General features: G+C 60.9%; 23 protein-coding genes. 18 read left to right on the forward strand and 5 right to left on the reverse strand.

From position 1 onward, the window contains the following. Positions 1-91 precede the first annotated feature (91 nt). From cysS to AC4CWH_RS10380, 8 genes are all read left to right on the forward strand, one after another. On the forward strand, positions 92-1,657 hold the full coding sequence (cysS, locus tag AC4CWH_RS10345) for a cysteine--tRNA ligase (protein WP_491321402.1): 1,566 nt from the start codon (positions 92-94) through the stop codon (positions 1,655-1,657). A gap of 299 nt (positions 1,658-1,956) precedes the next feature. Continuing rightward, positions 1,957-2,325 carry an endonuclease domain-containing protein gene (locus AC4CWH_RS10350; RefSeq protein WP_491318672.1) on the forward strand — a complete coding sequence of 123 codons (369 nt, stop codon included), beginning with the start codon at positions 1,957-1,959 and terminating at the stop codon, positions 2,323-2,325. 148 nt (positions 2,326-2,473) lie between these two features. Beyond that, positions 2,474-2,956: a GFA family protein gene (locus AC4CWH_RS10355; RefSeq protein ID WP_491318673.1), complete on the forward strand. Its 483-nt coding sequence runs from the start codon at positions 2,474-2,476 to the stop codon at positions 2,954-2,956. Next, on the forward strand, positions 2,953-3,423 hold the full coding sequence (locus tag AC4CWH_RS10360) for a GFA family protein (protein WP_491318674.1): 471 nt from the start codon (positions 2,953-2,955) through the stop codon (positions 3,421-3,423). Before AC4CWH_RS10355 ends, AC4CWH_RS10360 begins: the two co-directional genes overlap by 4 nt. A 27-nt stretch (positions 3,424-3,450) precedes the next feature. After that, on the forward strand, positions 3,451-4,410 hold the full coding sequence (pip, locus tag AC4CWH_RS10365; RefSeq protein ID WP_491318675.1) for a prolyl aminopeptidase: 960 nt from the start codon (positions 3,451-3,453) through the stop codon (positions 4,408-4,410). A 296-nt stretch (positions 4,411-4,706) separates the two neighbouring features. Further along, positions 4,707-6,323, forward strand: a complete 1,617-nt coding sequence (cimA, locus tag AC4CWH_RS10370) for a citramalate synthase (protein ID WP_491318676.1) — start codon at positions 4,707-4,709, stop codon at positions 6,321-6,323. Between the two features lie 122 nt (positions 6,324-6,445). Beyond that, positions 6,446-7,357, forward strand: a complete 912-nt coding sequence (rarD, locus tag AC4CWH_RS10375) for an EamA family transporter RarD (protein WP_491318677.1) — start codon at positions 6,446-6,448, stop codon at positions 7,355-7,357. A 14-nt stretch (positions 7,358-7,371) separates the two neighbouring features. Further along, on the forward strand, positions 7,372-7,701 hold the full coding sequence (locus AC4CWH_RS10380) for a DHCW motif cupin fold protein (protein WP_491318678.1): 330 nt from the start codon (positions 7,372-7,374) through the stop codon (positions 7,699-7,701). 1 nt (position 7,702) lies between these two features. Here the strand turns inward: AC4CWH_RS10380 and AC4CWH_RS10385 are convergent, their stop codons facing one another. Continuing rightward, entirely contained in the window at positions 7,703-8,323 is a 621-nt protein-coding gene (locus AC4CWH_RS10385) for an LOG family protein (RefSeq protein ID WP_491318679.1), read from the reverse strand. 152 nt (positions 8,324-8,475) lie between these two features. Between AC4CWH_RS10385 and AC4CWH_RS10390 the strand changes: the two genes are divergently transcribed. The 3 genes from AC4CWH_RS10390 (at position 8,476) to AC4CWH_RS10400 (ending at position 12,763) form a co-directional block, all read left to right on the forward strand. Further along, on the forward strand, positions 8,476-10,260 hold the full coding sequence (locus tag AC4CWH_RS10390; RefSeq protein ID WP_491321403.1) for a LysM peptidoglycan-binding domain-containing protein: 1,785 nt from the start codon (positions 8,476-8,478) through the stop codon (positions 10,258-10,260). Between the two features lie 109 nt (positions 10,261-10,369). Further along, positions 10,370-12,256, forward strand: coding sequence for an ABCB family ABC transporter ATP-binding protein/permease (locus AC4CWH_RS10395; protein ID WP_491281957.1), 1,887 nt, complete (start codon positions 10,370-10,372; stop codon positions 12,254-12,256). 165 nt (positions 12,257-12,421) lie between these two features. Further along, a complete protein-coding gene (locus AC4CWH_RS10400) occupies positions 12,422-12,763 on the forward strand; it encodes a hypothetical protein (protein ID WP_491318680.1) in 342 nt (113 codons plus the stop codon). A 41-nt stretch (positions 12,764-12,804) separates the two neighbouring features. Here AC4CWH_RS10400 and AC4CWH_RS10405 read toward each other — a convergent pair whose 3' ends face one another. Beyond that, positions 12,805-13,083 carry a helix-turn-helix domain-containing protein gene (locus AC4CWH_RS10405; RefSeq protein ID WP_491318681.1) on the reverse strand — a complete coding sequence of 93 codons (279 nt, stop codon included), beginning with the start codon at positions 13,081-13,083 and terminating at the stop codon, positions 12,805-12,807. Further along, positions 13,052-13,327: a BrnT family toxin gene (locus AC4CWH_RS10410; protein ID WP_491318682.1), complete on the reverse strand. Its 276-nt coding sequence runs from the start codon at positions 13,325-13,327 to the stop codon at positions 13,052-13,054. Before AC4CWH_RS10410 ends, AC4CWH_RS10405 begins: the two co-directional genes overlap by 32 nt. 137 nt (positions 13,328-13,464) lie before the next feature. On the opposite strand from AC4CWH_RS10410, the gene AC4CWH_RS10415 reads away from it, so the two are divergent. The 5 genes from AC4CWH_RS10415 (at position 13,465) to AC4CWH_RS10435 (ending at position 16,007) form a co-directional block, all read left to right on the forward strand. Further along, positions 13,465-13,689 carry an antitoxin MazE family protein gene (locus AC4CWH_RS10415; RefSeq protein ID WP_491318683.1) on the forward strand — a complete coding sequence of 75 codons (225 nt, stop codon included), beginning with the start codon at positions 13,465-13,467 and terminating at the stop codon, positions 13,687-13,689. Continuing rightward, positions 13,686-14,009 (forward strand): type II toxin-antitoxin system PemK/MazF family toxin, encoded by a 324-nt coding sequence (locus tag AC4CWH_RS10420; protein ID WP_491318684.1) that lies wholly within the window; start codon positions 13,686-13,688, stop codon positions 14,007-14,009. Before AC4CWH_RS10415 ends, AC4CWH_RS10420 begins: the two co-directional genes overlap by 4 nt. Before the next feature lie 88 nt (positions 14,010-14,097). Next, a complete protein-coding gene (locus AC4CWH_RS10425) occupies positions 14,098-14,796 on the forward strand; it encodes a phosphatidylserine decarboxylase (RefSeq protein ID WP_491321404.1) in 699 nt (232 codons plus the stop codon). Positions 14,797-14,814: 18 nt separating this feature from the next. Then, positions 14,815-15,669, forward strand: coding sequence for a CDP-diacylglycerol--serine O-phosphatidyltransferase (pssA, locus tag AC4CWH_RS10430; protein ID WP_491281960.1), 855 nt, complete (start codon positions 14,815-14,817; stop codon positions 15,667-15,669). Positions 15,670-15,872: 203 nt separating this feature from the next. After that, a complete protein-coding gene (locus AC4CWH_RS10435; protein WP_491281961.1) occupies positions 15,873-16,007 on the forward strand; it encodes a hypothetical protein in 135 nt (44 codons plus the stop codon). A gap of 23 nt (positions 16,008-16,030) precedes the next feature. Here the strand turns inward: AC4CWH_RS10435 and AC4CWH_RS10440 are convergent, their stop codons facing one another. Next, positions 16,031-16,792, reverse strand: coding sequence for an SOS response-associated peptidase (locus AC4CWH_RS10440; RefSeq protein ID WP_491318685.1), 762 nt, complete (start codon positions 16,790-16,792; stop codon positions 16,031-16,033). 57 nt (positions 16,793-16,849) lie between these two features. Then, positions 16,850-17,176 carry a YnfA family protein gene (locus AC4CWH_RS10445; protein WP_491318686.1) on the reverse strand — a complete coding sequence of 109 codons (327 nt, stop codon included), beginning with the start codon at positions 17,174-17,176 and terminating at the stop codon, positions 16,850-16,852. 61 nt (positions 17,177-17,237) lie between these two features. Between AC4CWH_RS10445 and AC4CWH_RS10450 the strand changes: the two genes are divergently transcribed. Both AC4CWH_RS10450 and AC4CWH_RS10455 read left to right on the forward strand, forming a co-directional pair. After that, positions 17,238-17,696, forward strand: a complete 459-nt coding sequence (locus AC4CWH_RS10450) for an NUDIX hydrolase (RefSeq protein WP_491318687.1) — start codon at positions 17,238-17,240, stop codon at positions 17,694-17,696. A gap of 30 nt (positions 17,697-17,726) precedes the next feature. Next, the gene (locus tag AC4CWH_RS10455) at positions 17,727-18,209 is read left to right on the forward strand and encodes a TIGR02301 family protein (protein WP_491318688.1); all 483 of its coding nucleotides are present in this window, start codon (positions 17,727-17,729) and stop codon (positions 18,207-18,209) included. Positions 18,210-18,314 lie beyond the last annotated feature (105 nt).

Consider the following 18,314-nt stretch of genomic DNA (forward strand, 5'->3'; position numbering starts at 1 on the left):
CTAGCGCACCGCTGGCCTGGCCGTTCTCGTCTCTCGAAATTCAAAGAAGACACAGGAACCGGGCCGGCGGGTCCATACCTGTTTCGGGAGAATTTCGATGAGCGACACGCTCAAGCTCACTAATACGCTGACCCGCGAGAAGGCGGAATTCCAGCCCATCGACCCCGAAAACGTGCGCCTTTATGTCTGCGGCCCCACGGTTTATGATTTTGCCCATATCGGCAATGCCCGGCCCGTGATCGTGTTCGACGTGCTCTTCCGGCTGCTGCGCCACGTCTATGGCGAAGACCATGTCACCTATGTGCGCAACATCACCGACGTCGATGACAAGATCAACGCGCGGGCGCTGCGCGATTTCGGTCCAAAAATCGCCGATGGCTCGATGAGCCTCAACGAGGCAATCCGCGCCGTGACCGGCACGACGGAAAGCCAGTTCAAGGCGGATGTGGCGCGCCTCGGCTGCCTTGCCCCGACGCATGAGCCGCGCGCCACCGAAAACATTCCCCAGATGATCGCCATCATCCAGCGCCTGCTCACCCAAGGCCACGCCTATGTGGCCAAGGGTTCGGAAGGCCATGAGGTGCTGTTTGCCACCGCCTCCATGGCCGATTACGGACAGCTTTCCAAACGCCGGCTGGAAGACCAGCAGGCCGGTGCGCGCGTGGCCGTGGAAGCCCACAAGATGAACCCGGGCGATTTCGTGCTTTGGAAACAATCGGCCGACACCGAACCCGGCTGGCCCGCCGATTTTACCTTCGAGGGCGAGACCTTTGCCATCTACGGCCGCCCCGGCTGGCATATCGAATGCTCGGCCATGGCCGACCGTTACCTCTGGGAAGAAATCAAGGACAGGCTTTCACCCAAGGGCAAGGCGCGCCCGCACCAGTTCGACATCCACGGCGGCGGGCTGGACCTCATCTTCCCCCACCACGAAAACGAAATCGCCCAATCCTGCTGCGCCTATGACACCGACGTGATGGCGACTGTCTGGATGCACAACGGTTTCGTGCAGGTGGAAGGCCGCAAGATGTCGAAGTCGGACGGCAATTTCGTGACGATCAATGAGCTGCTGGAGACGGAGACGTTTGGCGGACGCAAATGGCCGGGCGAAGTGCTGCGGCTGGCCATGCTGATGACGCATTACCGCGAGCCGATTGATTTTTCGGTGAAGCGGCTGGAGGAGGCGTATCAGATCAACTTAGGCTTTCACAATGTTATGCGGCGGCACGGGCCGGATACAGGTAAAGTAATCCCCGAAGTTATCGCAGCACTTAACGATGACTTGAACACGCCTCAGGCCATACAAGCGATACAAAAAAGTAGCGCATCGGGCGAGGATCTGGCTGCATCGCTTTACTTCTTGGGCCTTGAAAATAAACAGCTGGCAAGCATCGTTGCGAATGTCCGCGCGCACCAAAAATCGGAAATCACCGGAGCCATTGAGCGCGCAGTCTTGGCTGTTGAGTTGAACGAGCTGGGAATAGATTCAGAACATCTGGACGCGGCAGTGCAAGCACGCCTCGAGCTCCTTAAAGCCAAAAGCTTCACCGAAGCTGACAAGATCCGTGACGAGCTGCTGGCCAAGGGCATCCAGTTGAAGGATGGCAAGGATCCGGCAACCGGTGAGCGGGTGACGACCTGGGAAGTGAAGCGGTAGCCATGGCTCTCTTGCCCCGCCATGCCCCTCTCTGCCCTGCCGGGCATCTCCCCCACACGGGGGGAGATCGGCAGAGTGGATGGCGTTTTGCCAAACAAGAGGAAGCAGGACGGCGCGGCATTCTGATCTCCCCCCGTGTGGGGGAGATGTCCGGCAGGACAGAGGGGGGTAACGGCACGAGCGGCGCCAGCCATTGCGAGGACCGGACGCCGGCATCTGCGATGGGCGTAATCCTCCTTGAGGTGAACCTGCCGATAGCACACTCTCGCGCAACGGGATCGTTTCGGAGGAAAAACCTCATGCCGCACACTCCGGTGCCACCGCAGCGTCGAGCCAATGCGAAACGCATGCGAAGTGCCATGACGGATGCGGAGCTGAAGCTTTGGAATGCGGTGCGCGGGCACCGTTTGATGGGATTGAGTTTCCGGCGGCAGATGCCCATCGCCGGCTATATCGTTGATTTTACTTGCCCTCTGCATCGGCTGATCATCGAGATTGACGGCTTTCAGCACAACGAGGATTCAGCGATCCGCTATGACGCCGCGAGAACGGCACGTCTGGAGGCCGATCATTGGACGGTGATCCGCTTTTCGAACGAGGATGTTCTGCGCAACATCGACAATGTCTGCCTGCATATCCTGGCGGCGATCAAGGAGCGTGTGGGATGAGGAAGGGCGGACATCATGCCGTGTGATCTACCCCCCTCTGCCCTGCCGGGCATCTCCCCCACACGGGGGGAGATCACGATGCCGTTGCGCTTTGCACATCGATTTTAACCTCAATGCGGATTGCGCTGCCTGCGGAGGAAAACAGGACATGACCAGCACCTATACCGGCGGATGCCAGTGCGGCGCGATCCGCTTTCGTGTGAGCGGCGCCTTGAAGGCTGCGTCGATCTGTCATTGCCGCATGTGCCAGAAGGCGTTTGGTGCCTATTACGCGCCGCTGGTGTCGGTTCGCGGCACAGACTTCCAGTGGACGCGCGGCGCGCGAAAAATCTTCCGGTCGAGCAATGTCGTCTCCCGCGGCTTCTGCGGCGATTGCGGCACGCCGCTCACCTATGAGGCGCCGGATGGCATGGCCATCGCGGCCGGTGTTTTTGACGATCCGGCAGCCTTTCCCCCGACCATGCAATTCGGCACCGAGGGGAAAATCGCCTTCGTGGACCATTTGCATGAGCTGCCGGGGCACCCGACGGAGGAGGACCTGGAACAGGCGCCGTTCCTGTCTGACATCGTCTCCCACCAGCATCCCGACCATGACACGGCCGAGTGGCCAGAGAAGGGAACGCAACCATGACCATGACAGGTGTGTTTACCGGCGGCTGCCAGTGCGGCGCGGTGCGGTTTCGGGCGGAAAAGCTCGGACGTCCGTCGATCTGCCATTGCCGTATGTGCCAAAAGCAGTTCGGCAGCTTTTTCGGCGCCTTCGTCACCGCCGATCAGGCGCATCTGACCTGGACGCGCGGCCAACCAAGCCTCTATCGATCCTCGGTCAAGGTAAAGCGCGGCTTTTGCAGCAAATGCGGCACGCCACTCGCTTACCTGCATCCCGGCGGCGTGGAGCTTGCCATCGGCGCGTTTGACCAGCCGGAAATGCTCGAGCCGCAGGTGCAGGTCAACCACGACAAGCGGTTGCCCTGGATCGACCGGCTGTTCGACAAGCCGGCCCATACCAGCCCCGAAATGGAAGCCTTCTTCGCCTCGATCGAAAGCTACCAGCACCCCGACCATGATACGGACCAGTGGCCACCGGAAGACGAATGAACCGATTTCTTCAGCAGGACGCATGAGATGACCAACGAGTTGCGCACATTCTATCCCGAGATCGAACCCTATGAGACCGGCTTTCTGGATGTCGGCGACGGCCACCGCGTCTATTTCGAACGCGTCGGCACCAAGGGGGCAAAGCCTGCCGTGTTCCTGCATGGCGGCCCCGGCGGCGGCAGCGGGCCGACGCAGCGGCGGCTGTTTGATCCGGCCCTTTACGATGTGATCCTGTTTGACCAGCGCGGCTGCGGCAAATCCACGCCGAACGCCTCGCTGGAGGCGAACACCACCTGGCATCTGGTGGCCGATATCGAGCGGCTGCGCGAGATGATGGGCGTGGAGACATGGCTGGTGTTCGGCGGCTCCTGGGGCTCGACGCTGGCGCTGGCTTACGCCGAAACGCATCCCGAACGGGTGTCGGAACTGGTGCTGCGCGGCATCTACACGCTGACGAAAGCCGAACTGGACTGGTATTATCAGTTTGGCGTCTCAGAGATGTTTCCCGACAAGTTCGAGCGTTTTCAGGCGCCGATCCCTGAAAACGAGCGCCACGAGATGATGGCCGCCTATCGCCGCCGGCTGACCGGCGACGACCGCGCGGAACAGGTGCGGGCAGCGCTCGCCTGGAGCCTCTGGGAGGGTGAAACCATCACGCTTCTGCCCAACCCGGATTATTCCGGCCCGTTTGGCGAGGCGGAGTATGCGCTGGCTTTTGCGCGTATTGAAAACCATTATTTCGTCCATGCCGGCTGGCTGGAGGAAGGGCAATTGCTGCGCGATGCCTATAAGCTGAAGGACATTCCCGGCGTCATCATCCACGGCCGCTACGACATGCCCTGCCCGGCCAAATATGCCTGGATGTTGCACAAGGCCTGGCCGAAGGCGGATTTCCACCTGATCGAAGGCGCCGGTCATGCCTATCTGGAGCCCGGCATTCTCGACCAGCTGATCCGCGCGACGGACCGGTTTGCGGGCAAGAACTGAGACTGAAGGACCCCCTCTGGCCTGCCGGCCATCTCCCCCACAAGGGTACGGCTATCGCAATTGAAAGAAGACCCTCTCTGCCCTGCCGGGCATCTCGCCCACAAGGGGGGAGATACGATACGGCAAGCGTCCCGTTCCCACATCAGAAGGTGCGGCCGGGTTAAGCCCTCCCCCTTGTAGGGAGGGTTTGGGAGGGGACTACTTCATATGCGATAGCCCTGCACAGGGGTGGAGATGTCCGGCAGGACAGAGAGGGAAAAACACGGCAAGACACTGCTGCCTGGGGAGGCACCGACATGACACGGGAAAAGATCCATCTCTTCGACACGACGCTTCGCGACGGCCAGCAGACGCCAGGCGTGGATTTTTCCGTCGAGGACAAGATCGCCATCTCCAAGCTGCTGGATGATTTCGGCATCGATTACGTGGAAGGCGGCTATCCCGGCGCAAACCCGACGGATACGGCATTTTTTGCAGAAAGACGCACGCGCGCGGCCAAATTTACCGCCTTTGGCATGACCAAACGCGCCGGTGTCTCCGCCGCCAACGATCCGGGTTTGGCAGCGCTTCTGCAATCGAAAACCGATGCCATCTGTCTTGTGGCGAAAAGCTGGGATTATCACGTGCGCGTGGCACTCGGCTGCACGAACGAAGAGAACCTCGCCTCGATCCGCGAGAGTGTGGCCGCCGTCATCGCGTCCGGACGCGAGGCGCTGATCGATTGCGAACATTTTTTCGATGGCTACAAGGCCAATCCGGATTATGCGCTCGCCTGCGCCAAGACCGCGTACGAGGCCGGCGCGCGCTGGGTGGTGCTTTGCGATACCAATGGCGGCAGCCAGCCGCAGGAGGTGCGCGACATTGTATCATCCGTCATCGCCGCCGGTATCCCCGGCACCTCGCTTGGCATCCACGCCCATGACGATACCGGACAGGCGATTGCCAATTCACTGTCGGCCGTGGAGGCCGGTGTGCGCCAGATCCAGGGAACGCTGAACGGCATTGGCGAACGCTGCGGCAATGCCAATCTCATCACCCTCATCGCCACACTGGCGCTGAAGGACACCTATACCGACCGTTTCGAAACATCGATCGACCGCGACCGGCTGACCGGCCTCACGCCGCTCTCCCATGCCTTTGACGAGTTGCTGAACCGCTCGCCGAACCACCAGAGCCCCTATGTCGGCGCCTCCGCCTTTGCCACCAAGGCCGGCATCCATGCCTCGGCGCTGCTGAAGGACCCGCGCACCTATGAACATGTGCCACCGGAAACCGTGGGCAATTTCCGCAAGGTCATGGTGTCGGATCAGGGCGGAAAGTCCAACTTCCTCAACGCGTTGAAGCGGCGCGGCATCGAGGTGGCGAAGGACGATCCGCGCCTCGATACGCTGATCACCATCGTCAAGGAGCGCGAGGCCGAAGGTTATGCCTATGAAGGCGCCGACGCGAGCTTTGAACTTCTGGCCCGCCGCACGCTCGGCACCATCCCGGATTTCTTCGCCATCGAAGGGTTCCGCGTCATGGTGGAGCGGCGTTTTGATGCCAATGGCCAGATGAAGACGGTTTCCGAAGCCGTGGTGCGCCTCGTGATCGACGGCGAACGGGTGATGTCGGTGGCGGAAGGCGATGGCCCGGTCAATGCGCTCGATCTGGCGCTGCGCAAGGATCTTGGCAAGTTCAACGCCGAAATCGTCGATCTGGAACTGGTGGATTACAAGGTGCGTATCCTCAACGGCGGCACCGAGGCCATCACCCGCGTTCTCATCGAATCCACCGATGGTGAAGGCACCCGCTGGTGGACGGTCGGCGTATCCGAAAACATCATTGATGCCTCCTTCCAGGCGCTGATCGATTCCATCGTCTACAAGCTGATGAAGAACCGCCACATGGCAGGAAGGCTTGCGGCGGAGTGAATTTTCAAGCGGCTTGCAGGGATAGCCCTGTCAGACCCGCGAATAGATGCTTCAGCGAAATGAATTGGTCAGCGGCGTGCATCAGTCGTAGACGGGCCGCACTGACGTGAAGGAATGACATCATGGCGACCGAGACCGCTGCACCGAAAGCCCCGGCGGGCGATACGCCGCGCGGATTTGCCTATGCCTTTGCCGCCTATGCGTTCTGGGGCATCCTGCCGCTTTACTTGAAGGCGCTCGGTCATCTCTCGCCATTCGAGGTGCTGGCGCACCGGGTCGTGTGGTCGGTGCCCTTTGCAGCAGTCATCCTGCTCGTCACGCGCCGCTTCGGGGATATAGCAACGGCGCTGCGCTCCCCGCGCACCATGGTGATGGCGGCCGTCACGGCAACGCTGATTACCGTCAACTGGGTGACTTACGTCTACGCGGTCGGTTCCGGCCATGCGATCGAAGGCGCGCTCGGTTATTTCATCAATCCGCTGTTCAGCATCCTCTTGGGCGCCATCCTGCTCAAGGAACGGTTGGCGCCGGTGCAGATGGCTGCCATCGTGCTGGCATTCGCAGCCGTTGCCCTCTTGACCTGGGACGCCGGACGCCTGCCCTGGATTTCGCTGACGCTGACCTTCAGCTGGGGTGCCTATTCCTTCCTGCGCAAGACGCTGCCGGTCGGCCCCAACCAGGGCTTTTTTCTTGAAGTGGCGATCCTGTCGGTACCAGCCCTTCCCTATATCATCTGGATGGAAATGAGCGGTGCCGGCCACCTCACCCACGGCACCACGACCGATGCCTGGCTTCTGGCCGCTGCCGGCCTTGCCACCGCCGTGCCGCTGATGATCTATGCCAATGCGGCCAAGCTTTTGCGGCTCTCGACCATCGGCATCATGCAATATCTGACGCCGACGATCATTTTCCTCATCGCCGTCTTCGTTTTCCACGAACCGATGAGCCCGTTGAAACTGTTTGCCTTCTCGCTGATCTGGGTGGCGCTTGCGATGTACACCTGGTCTATGCTGCGCGCCTACCGCGCCCGCTGATAGAGGATCCTTCGATGCGCATCTCCGACATTCCCTTCGGCACTACCGACTGGGCAAGCATAACCCCCACCGAACATGCGGGCGACACCGGCATGGCAACGTGGCGCACACAGAAATTCGCAGATATTCGCGTGCGCATGGTGGAATACACGCCGGGTTATCTGGCGGACCACTGGTGCGAGAAAGGCCACATTCTGCTCTGCCTGTCCGGCGAACTGACGACGGAACTGGCTGACGGGCGTATCTTCGTGCTCAAACCCGGCATGAGCTATCAGGTGGCCGATGGCGCCGAGCCGCACCGCTCTTCGACAGAGACCGGTGCGACGCTGTTCATCGTGGATTAGCTCAGAGCTTTTCGATGACCGACGACTTGCCCTGATCAACCGGCTCGTCACCGGCCGCATCGAGAATGGCGGGCACGATGTCATCCACCTCGCCGATGATCAGCGGGCGCACCAGACTGGCGTTGTGGATGAAGCCTTGGCCGCGCATGTGATCGACCAGCTGCAGCATCGGATCCCAGAAGCCGCCGATATTGGCAAACACCATCGGCTTGCGGTGACGGCCGAGCTGGCCCCAGGTCATGATCTCGACGATCTCCTCCAGCGTGCCGATGCCGCCGGGAAGCGTCACGAAAGCGTCCGACCGCTCGAACATGGCATGTTTGCGTTCATGCATGTCCTTGGTGATGATCAACTCGCTCAACTGCCCGAGAGAATGGCGCGTTGCCTCCATATCGACAAGAAATTCGGGAATAATGCCGGTAACGCTTCCGCCGTTTGACAGGACGCCGGCCGCCACCGCGCCCATGATGCCCTTGGTGCCGCCGCCATAGACGAGTCGCAAGCCATGGGCGGCGATGGATTTGCCGAGCGCCCTGCCCGCTGCCACATAGGCAGGGTCACGGCCGGGCTGCGAGCCGCAGTAAACACAAATGGATCGAATTGGCACAAGATTCTCCGTCATGCATACTCATCAGAGGCAAAGCAGCGCCCCGACCTGTAAAAGTGACGGGAAATCAAGCTTCGAGCAAGCGGAAAAGGGCCTAAAAGCTTGTTAACACGGCATGAAACCTGTAATTCCGTGATGTTTGACGGGTTTCCGTCTGGAGAGGTCTGATAATGAAAAACCGTGCCGGCTGGCTGGCTGTATCCGTACTCGTCGTTGCAACGCTCCTCATGGTTTTTTTCGTCATGCCCCGTCTCACGACGAATGACCAGCCGGTGGGCGACGCCATCAACAATGCCGGACAGGAAATCAAGCAGGCCGTAAACGGTACCGGCGATGCCGCCCGCCAGCTGGTGGACCCGACACCGGAGACCGCGCCGGAAAAGGCGCCTGCAACGACGGCCAAGAGCGATCTCCCGGCTGAGCCGAAGGCTGCCAACGCTTCCACCGAACTGAAGCCGCTCATCGTGCCGACCTTCGACGTGCTGCGTGTGGAGCCGGATGGTACCGCAGTCATCGCCGGACGGGCCGAACCGGAGGCTCGGCTTGATGTCAACGACCAGGCCGTGACGGTTGCCACGACCTCTGTCGACAAGGCCGGTGAATTTGTCGCCATCATCGACAAGCCGCTTGCACCCGGCGATCACCAGCTGGTGCTGAAGGCAACGGCCAAGGATGGCCGCACGGTGATTTCCGAAGAGATCGCCACCGTCTCCGTGCCGGAAAACAAGAACGGCGAACTGCTGGCCATGGTCACCAAACCCGGCGAGGCGAGCCGCCTGATGGCGCTGCCGAACATCAACCAGAAAACCAAGACGGAGCGCGTGGCGCTTTCCGCCAGCGAAACGGCTGCCGTTCAACAGGCGCCGGCAACCACTTCCCTTGCCACAACGACGCCGGCACCGACCACGGCACCCGCCGCTGCGGCACCCGCCGACACGCAGGTGGCAACGGCACCCGTGCCGCAGGCCCCGGCCGGCGCCGTGACGGAAAAGCCGGCGCTGCAGGTCAGCGCCGTCGAAATCGAGGGCGATCGCATTTTTGTCGCCGGCATTGCGAAGTCGGGCGCCAAGCTGAAGGGCTATGCTGACACGACCGTCATCGGCGAAACGCTTGCCGGCGCCGACGGCCATTTCGTCATCGACGGAACCGTTGCCTTGTCGATTGGCGAGCATCGCATCGCGGTCGATCAGATCGGTCCGAATGGCCAGGTGATCGTGCGTGTCGAAGTGCCCTTCAACCGTCCGGCCGGCGATCAGGTGGCAGCCGTTGCGAGCCCGCTGTCGGGCAATACCGGCCTTGCCCAGATCGATGGCGGCGCCTTCGACCGCCTGCGCAACGAAGTCTCGCGCGGCTTTGATCTGTTGCAGAAGCTCTATGCGAACGGCGCAACGCCCTCCGACGAACAGGTGGCGGCGGCCCGCTCCTCCACAGTGATCGCGCTGCGGTCGCTCACCGAATACCGTCTGCCGGCCGGTGCCGATGAAACGACACGCATGATTGCCGACAATACCGTGCGTGAGGCAGCAGCGGCACTTTCCTCGCTCGACGCGCTGCCGCGCGACGTCAACTCCGTTGGCGCCAAGCTCGGCTCGATCGGTGAGATGATTGCCCGCGCCGTCGGCCCCATCCTGCCAAACGGCACGGTGGCGCCTTTGCCGGCAGCGGCTGCGCAAGCGCAGGTTGAGGCCGGTGCCCGCACCATTGCGCAGGCACCGCTGACGCAGAGCGAGGCCGCCTCCGTCATCATCCGGCGCGGCGACACTTTGTGGCAGATCTCACGCCGCGTTTATGGCGGCCAGGGCGTGCGCTACACCACGATCTATCTGGCCAACCAGGACCAGATCGCCAACCCTGACGTGATTCAGCCCGGCCAGATTTTTGGCGTGCCGAAAAAGGCCATGCCGGATCCCGAAGCGGAAAAGATCCACCGCGAGCGCCTGAAGAAAGGCTGATCGCGCAAAGCCGCAGCCGGCAGGGACATGATCTTTGCCGGCCGGACCGAAGCTGCGTTGCAAAGACAACGCATGCAGCCTATGTGCTGGGTTCCTTCCGGAGGCAGCCATGGCAGACCGACAAAAGACCGTTGCGGCGGATACCAGCAATCCGCTGACAACCATCGTGAACCTCTGGCCCTATATGTGGCCCTCCGACCGGCCTGACCTCAAGGCCCGCGTGGTCTGGGCAACGGTTCTGTTGCTTGCGGCAAAATTCGTGCTGATCGGCGTTCCCTATTTCTTCAAATGGGCAACCGATGCGCTGAACGGCAAGCTGGATCTGGCAGGCCTCGTGCCGGCCTTCCTGCTCGGCGCCGTGGTTCTGGTCATCGCCTATAATTTTACCCGCATCGTGCAGCTTGCCCTCAACCAGCTGCGTGACGCGCTGTTTGCAAGCGTTGGCCAGCACGCGGTGCGCCAGCTTGCCTACAAGACCTTCGTTCACATGCATCAGCTGTCGCTGCGCTTCCACCTGGAGCGCAAGACAGGCGGATTGTCGCGCATCATCGAGCGCGGCACCAAGGGCATTGAGACCATCGTCCGCTTTACGATCCTCAACTCGGTGCCGACGCTTGTCGAGTTCGTGCTAACGGCGGTGATCTTCTGGGTGTCCTACGGGTTTGCCTATGTGGCGGTGACGGCCGTCACGGTCGCTGCCTATATCTGGTTTACCATCCGCGCCAGCGACTGGCGCATTGCCATCCGCCGCTCGATGAATGCCAGCGATACTGACGCCAACACCAAGGCGATCGATTCGCTGCTCAACTTCGAAACGGTCAAATATTTCGGCAATGAGGACATGGAGGCAAGCCGCTTCGATGCCTCCATGGCACGCTACGAGAAAGCCGCCACGCAGGTCTGGACCTCGCTCGGCTGGCTGAACTTTGGCCAGGGCCTGATCTTTGGCGCCGGCACGACCGTGATGATGGTGATGTCGGCGCTTGCCGTGCAGCGCGGCACGCAGACGATCGGTGATTTCGTCTTCGTCAACGCACTGCTGATCCAGCTTTCGGTGCCGCTCAACTTCATCGGTTTCGTCTACCGCGAAATCCGCCAGGGGCTGACGGATATCGAGCAGATGTTCGATCTGCTGGAAGTGGATGCCGAGGTGGTGGACCGTCCCGGTGCCGTGCCGCTTGCCGTTCGCGAAGCTAGCATCGCCTTTCGCGACGTACATTTTGCCTATGATCCGGAACGGCCGATCCTGAAGGGCGTCTCGTTCGAGGTGCCTGCCGGCAAGACGGTCGCCATCGTCGGCCCATCAGGGGCTGGCAAGTCCACGATTTCGCGCTTGCTCTATCGCTTCTACGACGTGCAGCAGGGTTCTGTCGAAATCGACGGCCAGGACGTGCGCGACGTCACGCAAAAGAGCCTGCGCGCCACGATCGGCATGGTGCCGCAGGATACGGTTCTGTTCAACGATACCATCGCCTACAACATCCGCTACGGACGCCTGACCGCGACGGAAGAAGAGATGCTGGCGGCCGCAGATATTGCCCAGATCGGGCATTTCATCACCAGCCTGCCGGACGGTTTCCAGACCATGGTGGGCGAGCGCGGCCTCAAGCTGTCGGGCGGTGAAAAGCAGCGCGTGGCGATTGCCCGCACGGTTCTGAAGGCCCCGCCGATCCTCATTCTTGACGAGGCAACCTCGGCGCTCGATACGACGACGGAACAGGAAATCCAGGACGCGCTGGAACTCGTCTCCAAGAACCGCACGACGCTTGTCATCGCCCATCGCCTCTCCACCGTCATCAATGCCGACGAGATCATCGTGCTGCGCCATGGCGAGATCGCCGAACGCGGCACGCATGCAAACCTTCTTGAGCAGAACGGCCTCTACGCCTCGATGTGGAACCGCCAGCGCGAGGCAACGCAGGCTGAAGAACACCTGCGCCAGGTGCGCGAGAGCGATAACGAGGGCGTGGTGGTGCGCAAGACGCCGGCAGTGTGAGCAGACAGGCGACTGCCATCCGCCCAAAAATGTGACAAGGCATCGCTAATATTCACGGCATCGTGTATAGAGCCGTCGCTAATTTTAAGGCGCACCTCAAAGAGCGATCTCGGCCCGTAACCCGGTCTGGCCGTCGCTCAAGCATCGAATGGGAAGGGATACCTCATGATCATCTGGAGCGGTCTTGGATTTCTGGTAGCAGTCATCGTGTTCGCTATATCTCTGGCGATGAACATGATCGTTGACGGGATCTATGGAGCCGGAACCTATGGCGCGCAGCCGTTGTGGTTCGCCGTCACGCTGCTGATTTCCAGCCCCTGCATCTGGGGCCTCGGCACCGCCCTCCAGAAGAACACCGACCAAGTCGTCATCGACAAGCAGACCGGCCAGGAACTGACTATCAACCGGTCAAACCACAGGTTTTTCTTCATTCCCATGAAATACTGGGCACTCGCAGCTCTGGCCGGCGCCGTGATCATTCTGGGCAAGACCGCACTCGACCTTTGAAATTCAGACCGGAACCGTTCGCGCAAAACGGCGTGTTCTGCCTATGCGACCGCTGCGGCGACCATATCCGGATGCTGCGCAATCACCCGCACATAGGCGATGGCGAAATCCGGCGCTGTTGCCCGTGCCTGCTCCCAATCGCGCAGCGTCCCGACAGGCACACGAAACCGGCTGGCAAACTCGGCCTGTGACAGGCCGAGCCCTGTCCTCGTCCTGCGGATCAGGCGCGCTCGCTGGCCGCGATCAAGGGCTTCGAAGGTCACTTCGAAATCCTCGGCATCGGCGGGGTCAGCCGGTACTGTGATACGCTCGTTCTTCACCCTTGTTACGCCTTCTGACCGAGATAAACCGTGGTAGATGCCCACGCCAGACAAACGCACCGGTGAACAGCTTCTCCCCGACGAGACCGACCACCTTGAACCGATCCTCGCCATCGATCTCCCGCATGGATGGAATGATCAGATGGTTCTCGTCATCTAAGATCCGATCACCAAACCCCAGCGGAAGCTTGTGCTTGCGCCAGTTGGCTGCATCCTTGTCAGGATCGAACCTGTTGTGCGTCATGCAAAACACTATACGGGATTTCCGTATCTTGATCAATTGAGCCAGTTCTTGCGTCAAATTTGTTTTCAGCACGCGGCGACATTGACCAACCTCCTATCCCCGTTTACGTTACATGTAACAGTTCGACGGAGGCAGACATGCCAATACCTCTCGGTCAAAGGGTTCAAAAGCGACGCGATGCCTTGCGCGCAGCAGGGCTGCGTCCCGTGCAGATATGGGTGCCGGATACGCGCCGTCCCGGCTTTGCCGACGAGTGTCGCCGACAAGCCCGGATCGTTGCGGCAGCGGATCGCGCAGATCAAGACCTGGACGTTCTGATCGACCAAGCTCTGGCCGATATCGAGGACGAGGACGGCGCGTGAAGCGCGGCGATCTGGTAACCGTTGCGGTTTCTGGGGATTTCGGAAAGCCACGTCCTGCGATGATCATCCAGGCAGATTCATTTGAAGACACCGATACGGTGACAATCTTGCTCCTGTCCGGAACACTGGTGGATGCACCATTGCTGCGCCCCACGGTCCATCCCGCCCCTGTCAATGGCCTTCGCAAAGCTTCTCAGGTGATGATCGACAAGGCCATGTCCGTAAAGCGCGACAGGATCGGCCCGGTTTTCGGACGACTGGACGATGAAACAATGCTCTCCGTCACACGCTCGCTGGCGGTATTTCTAGGGATCGGCTAAAACAGCTGCCATCGGAACCACATTGCTCCCAAAACGGTTTGCCTGTAGTCAGCTATGATAAAAGCTGGACAATCTGGAGAGACCGTTGATCAATCTGTTCGACACCATCCGCAACACGCTCGTGCCGATCCACAAGGAAGGCTATATCTTTGTTATCGCCTTTTTCGTCGTATCTCTGGTCGCGGGCCTGATTGCAGCACCGCTGTTCTGGATCGGCCTCGTGCTGACGCTGTGGTGCGCTTATTTCTTCCGCGATCCCGAGCGCGTTGTCCCGCAGGATGACGATGTGATCATCAGCCCGGCTGATGGCCGGGTCTCTTCCGTGCAGATGGTGGTTCCACCGGTGGAGCTTGATCTCGGAAGCGAGCCGATGCTGCGCATTTCCGTGTTCATGAACGTGTTCGATTGCCACGTAAACCGGGCCCCTGCCCGCGGTCGCGTGTCGCAGATCGTCTACCGCCCGGGCCAGTTCGTCAACGCCGAACTGGACAAAGCAAGCGTCGATAACGAGCGCAACGGCATGGTGATCGAGACCAAGCATGGCAAGCTCGGCGTCGTCCAGATTGCAGGTCTGGTTGCTCGCCGTATCCTCTGCTTTGTGCATGCCAACGAGCCGCTTGATGCCGGCGAACGTTTTGGCCTCATCCGATTCGGTTCGCGTCTTGACGTCTACGTTCCGGAAGGCGGCCAGCCGCGCGTTTCGCTCGGTCAGCGCACGGTCGGCGGCGAAACCGTCATCGCCGAATTCGGCTCCTTCAAGGGCCCGACCGTCAGCCGTCGCAGCTGACATAAACTGGAGAATGCCATGCAGCCGCTGGACGATCACCGCGACGCAACCCACGATGCGCACCAGACGAGTGCCGAACACCGCACGGATGACGATGCGGCACGCGGACCTCGCCTGCGGGAAATCCCCCTGCGGCTGATGGTGCCCAACCTCATCACGGTTCTGGCCATCTGCGCCGGGCTCACCGGCATCCGGCTGGCCTTCGAAAACCGCTTCGAGCTGGCCGTCGCCATGGTTCTGCTCGCAGCCTTCCTCGACGGGATCGACGGACGCGTGGCGCGCGCGTTGAAGGCCACGTCGAAATTCGGCGTGCAGATGGATTCGCTCGCCGACATCATCAATTTCGGCGTTGCCCCGGCCCTTGTACTTTATGTCTTCGTGCTCGATCAGGTCGGCTCCATCGGCTGGATCGCGGCGCTGATCTATGCAATTGCCGCCGGCCTGCGGCTTGCCCGCTTCAATGTGATGGCGGACCGTGAATACAAGGCCAAATGGCAGTCGGAATTTTTTGTCGGCGTGCCCGCGCCGATGGGTGCACTTCTGGTTCTGCTGCCGGTCTATCTCGGTTTTCTGGGGCTTGAGAGCAATCGTGGCATCGCCTGGTGTGCCACGGCCTATACCGTTCTGATCGGTTACCTTCTGGTCTCACGCCTTCCCGTCTGGTCGGGCAAATCAGAAACCCGCGTGCGACGGGACCTGATGCTGCCGGTCATTCTGTGTGTGGTGATCTATGTCGCCCTGCTGATGAGCTACACATGGGAGGTTCTGGCTGTCACCACCGTTGCTTACCTGCTGGTGCTACCGTTCAGTGCCCGGGCCTGGAAGCGTCGTTACGGTACGTTGACCATCGAAGACGATCACGCCAACGTCTGATCCAAGCCGTTGCTGCATTGCAATATTAGGTTGCGGTGCGGCGCAAATGCGCTTTTTCAACAACAGTTTCCCGCAAGTCTGCGTCTCTAGATTTCATGCTGACCGCTTCTTGTGCCGCGCGCCAAATTTCCGCCCTGATTTCTGCGGAGATGCGCGGCCAGACATTGTTAGCAAAGAGAATCGCGCAAGTTCAGGGGAACGTCATGAGCGAACAGAAGACCATCACCACCGTCGAAACTGCAAAGCAGGATTTGCACGCACCGCTGCGCCCGCTCGGCATCAAGGCCGTTGTCGCAGCAGCGCTGATGCTGAAGCGCAAGACGCTGAAGCCGGCCTGATCGGCCAGACAGCCGCCCTCACGTCAGAACAGCGAGAGTTGACCGGAACTCTTTTTCGGCGCGACAGCTTTCGGCGCGAAAACCGGTTCGACCGGCGTCTGCACGTCCGGCCCCATGTTGGAGACCTTGTTGACGCGGTCAGACACCGGGATCATCTCGAAGAGATCCTCCTGCGCCGGCTTCATCAGGTCGGCGATCTCCCTTGGCTCCTGCGTCTTGCAATCAAGCCAGCGGGTGAAATCCTGGGGATCGATGACCACGGGCATACGCTCGTGGATGGATCCGATCAGCGCGTTTGCGCGTGTGGTGAGGATGGCCACCGTATCCACCTCGGAACCATCGGAGGACGACCACGTCTCCATAAGGCCGGCAAAGGCGATGATGCCGCCCGATTTCGGGCGGATGAAATAGGCCTGCGCCTTGCCGTCTTCGCCCTTGGCAGGCCGATGCCATTCGTAAAAGCCGGTGGCTGGAATGAGCACGCGGCGGTGGCGCATGGCGGCGCGAAACGAGGCCTTGCCGATGGCGGTTTCGGCACGCGCATTGTTGAGCAGCGGAAACTCCTTCGGATCCTTGACCCAGCCGGGCAGAAAACCCCAGCGGGCCAGAACCGCCTGCCGCTCCGGCAGGTTGCTGCCGGGCGCCTGCCTGTCGCTGGCGGTCACCAGCAGGATCGGCTGCGTCGGCGCAATATTGTAGCGCCGGGGAAAATCGTCGATCTCGATGACGCTCAAAAATTCCAGAATGTCTTCCGGCGTCGCGGTCAGGGCGTAACGTCCACACATGACCTTTTGATCGCACCCAGGCGCAAGCCCGTCAAGCGCCCCCCCGGGTGGAGCGGATCAGGTGCTGCGCGGCGCCAGCAGGATAACCGCGCAGCCGAGCAGGCAGAGTGCGCCGCCCGACAGATCGAAGCGGTCCGGCGCCTTGCCTTCCACCAGATAAAGCCAGCACAGGGAGGCCGCCACATAGAGCCCCCCATAGGCGGCAAACGTGCGCCCGGCCCCATCGCTTTCGACCAGGGACAGCAACCAGGCAAACAGCACCAGCAACAATAGGCCGGGCGCCAGCCACCACGCCGATTTTTCCAGCCGCCACCAGGCATAAAAGGCAAAACAGCCGGAAATTTCGGCAAGTGCCGCCAGGCCAAACAGGAAAGTGCTCTTCATGTCTCATCTGTTGCAGAGCCCGCATGCTTGCGCAAGACGCAAGGCCCGCTAAGGTGGCCCGATGACGATGACCGACAAGACCGCAGACGGCCCACGCGCCGCCTCCTCCGCCATCCTGGAACGCGAAGGGCGTTACCTGCTGATCCGACGCCGCAATCCCCCCTCGCTGGATCTTTTTGCCTTTCCCGGCGGGCGCGCCGAACCGGGCGAAACACCGCAGGAAACGGCGCTGAGGGAGTTTTTTGAGGAAACCGGCATTGTCGCACGCGACGCTCAACTCTTTGCCACCTATGACCTTCAGACCCACGATGCGGCCGGCCATCTGGAGAGCCACTTCTTCCTGTCGGTGTTTCTGGTGAAGGCCGATGCCGATCGCGAGGCCATCGCCGCCGATGATGCAGCCGATGCCGGCTGGTTCACGCTGGAAGACATCCGCGCGCTTGCCGTTCCAGAGAGCGTTCTGGACTGCGTCGAACGGCTGGCAGCCCAATCCCAATCCCAATCCCGCTCCGCCCTTTGAAAAGGCGCGTCTGGCGCCTCCATAGAGCACATGATGACCGTGAAGCCTTTCCTCCCCCTCCCGATCCTGCGTGTTCTGGCCTTGGGCCTTGGCCTTTTGCCCATGGCGCCATTTCCGGATCTGCCGGGCTTTTCTTCCGTAGCGTTTGCGCAAAAAAAGGCAGCTGAACCGCCGGCCGCACCGCAGGCTGCCGAACAGCCGACGGAAAAGCCAGCCCCCTATGACGCGCAACTGTTGCGGCTTGCAGAAATCCTTGGCTCCGTCCAATACCTGCGCACGCTCTGCGGGACTGATTCGGATGAATGGCGGGCTTCCATGCAGTCTCTGCTGGATGCTGAAACCGCCAATGAGCCGAAGCGACGGGAAAAACTGACGGCCTCGTTCAACCGGGGTTACAGGGCTTTTGCTGCGGTGCACACCACCTGCACGCCGGCGGCCCGGGTTGCGGAAGAACGCTACCGTAACGAAGGTGCAACACTGTCGGGCGAAATCGCGGCACGCTACGGAAATTAGGCTTTTATTTACCTCTTTCGCGCTGGGGGCGTGTGGTTTCGATAAAAGACTGCTAGTGTTGTTAACGTGCCGGTAACAACGGACACCCCTTGCAAGAGGAATAAA

This window comes from Neorhizobium sp. PAMB6716 (assembly GCF_058242805.1).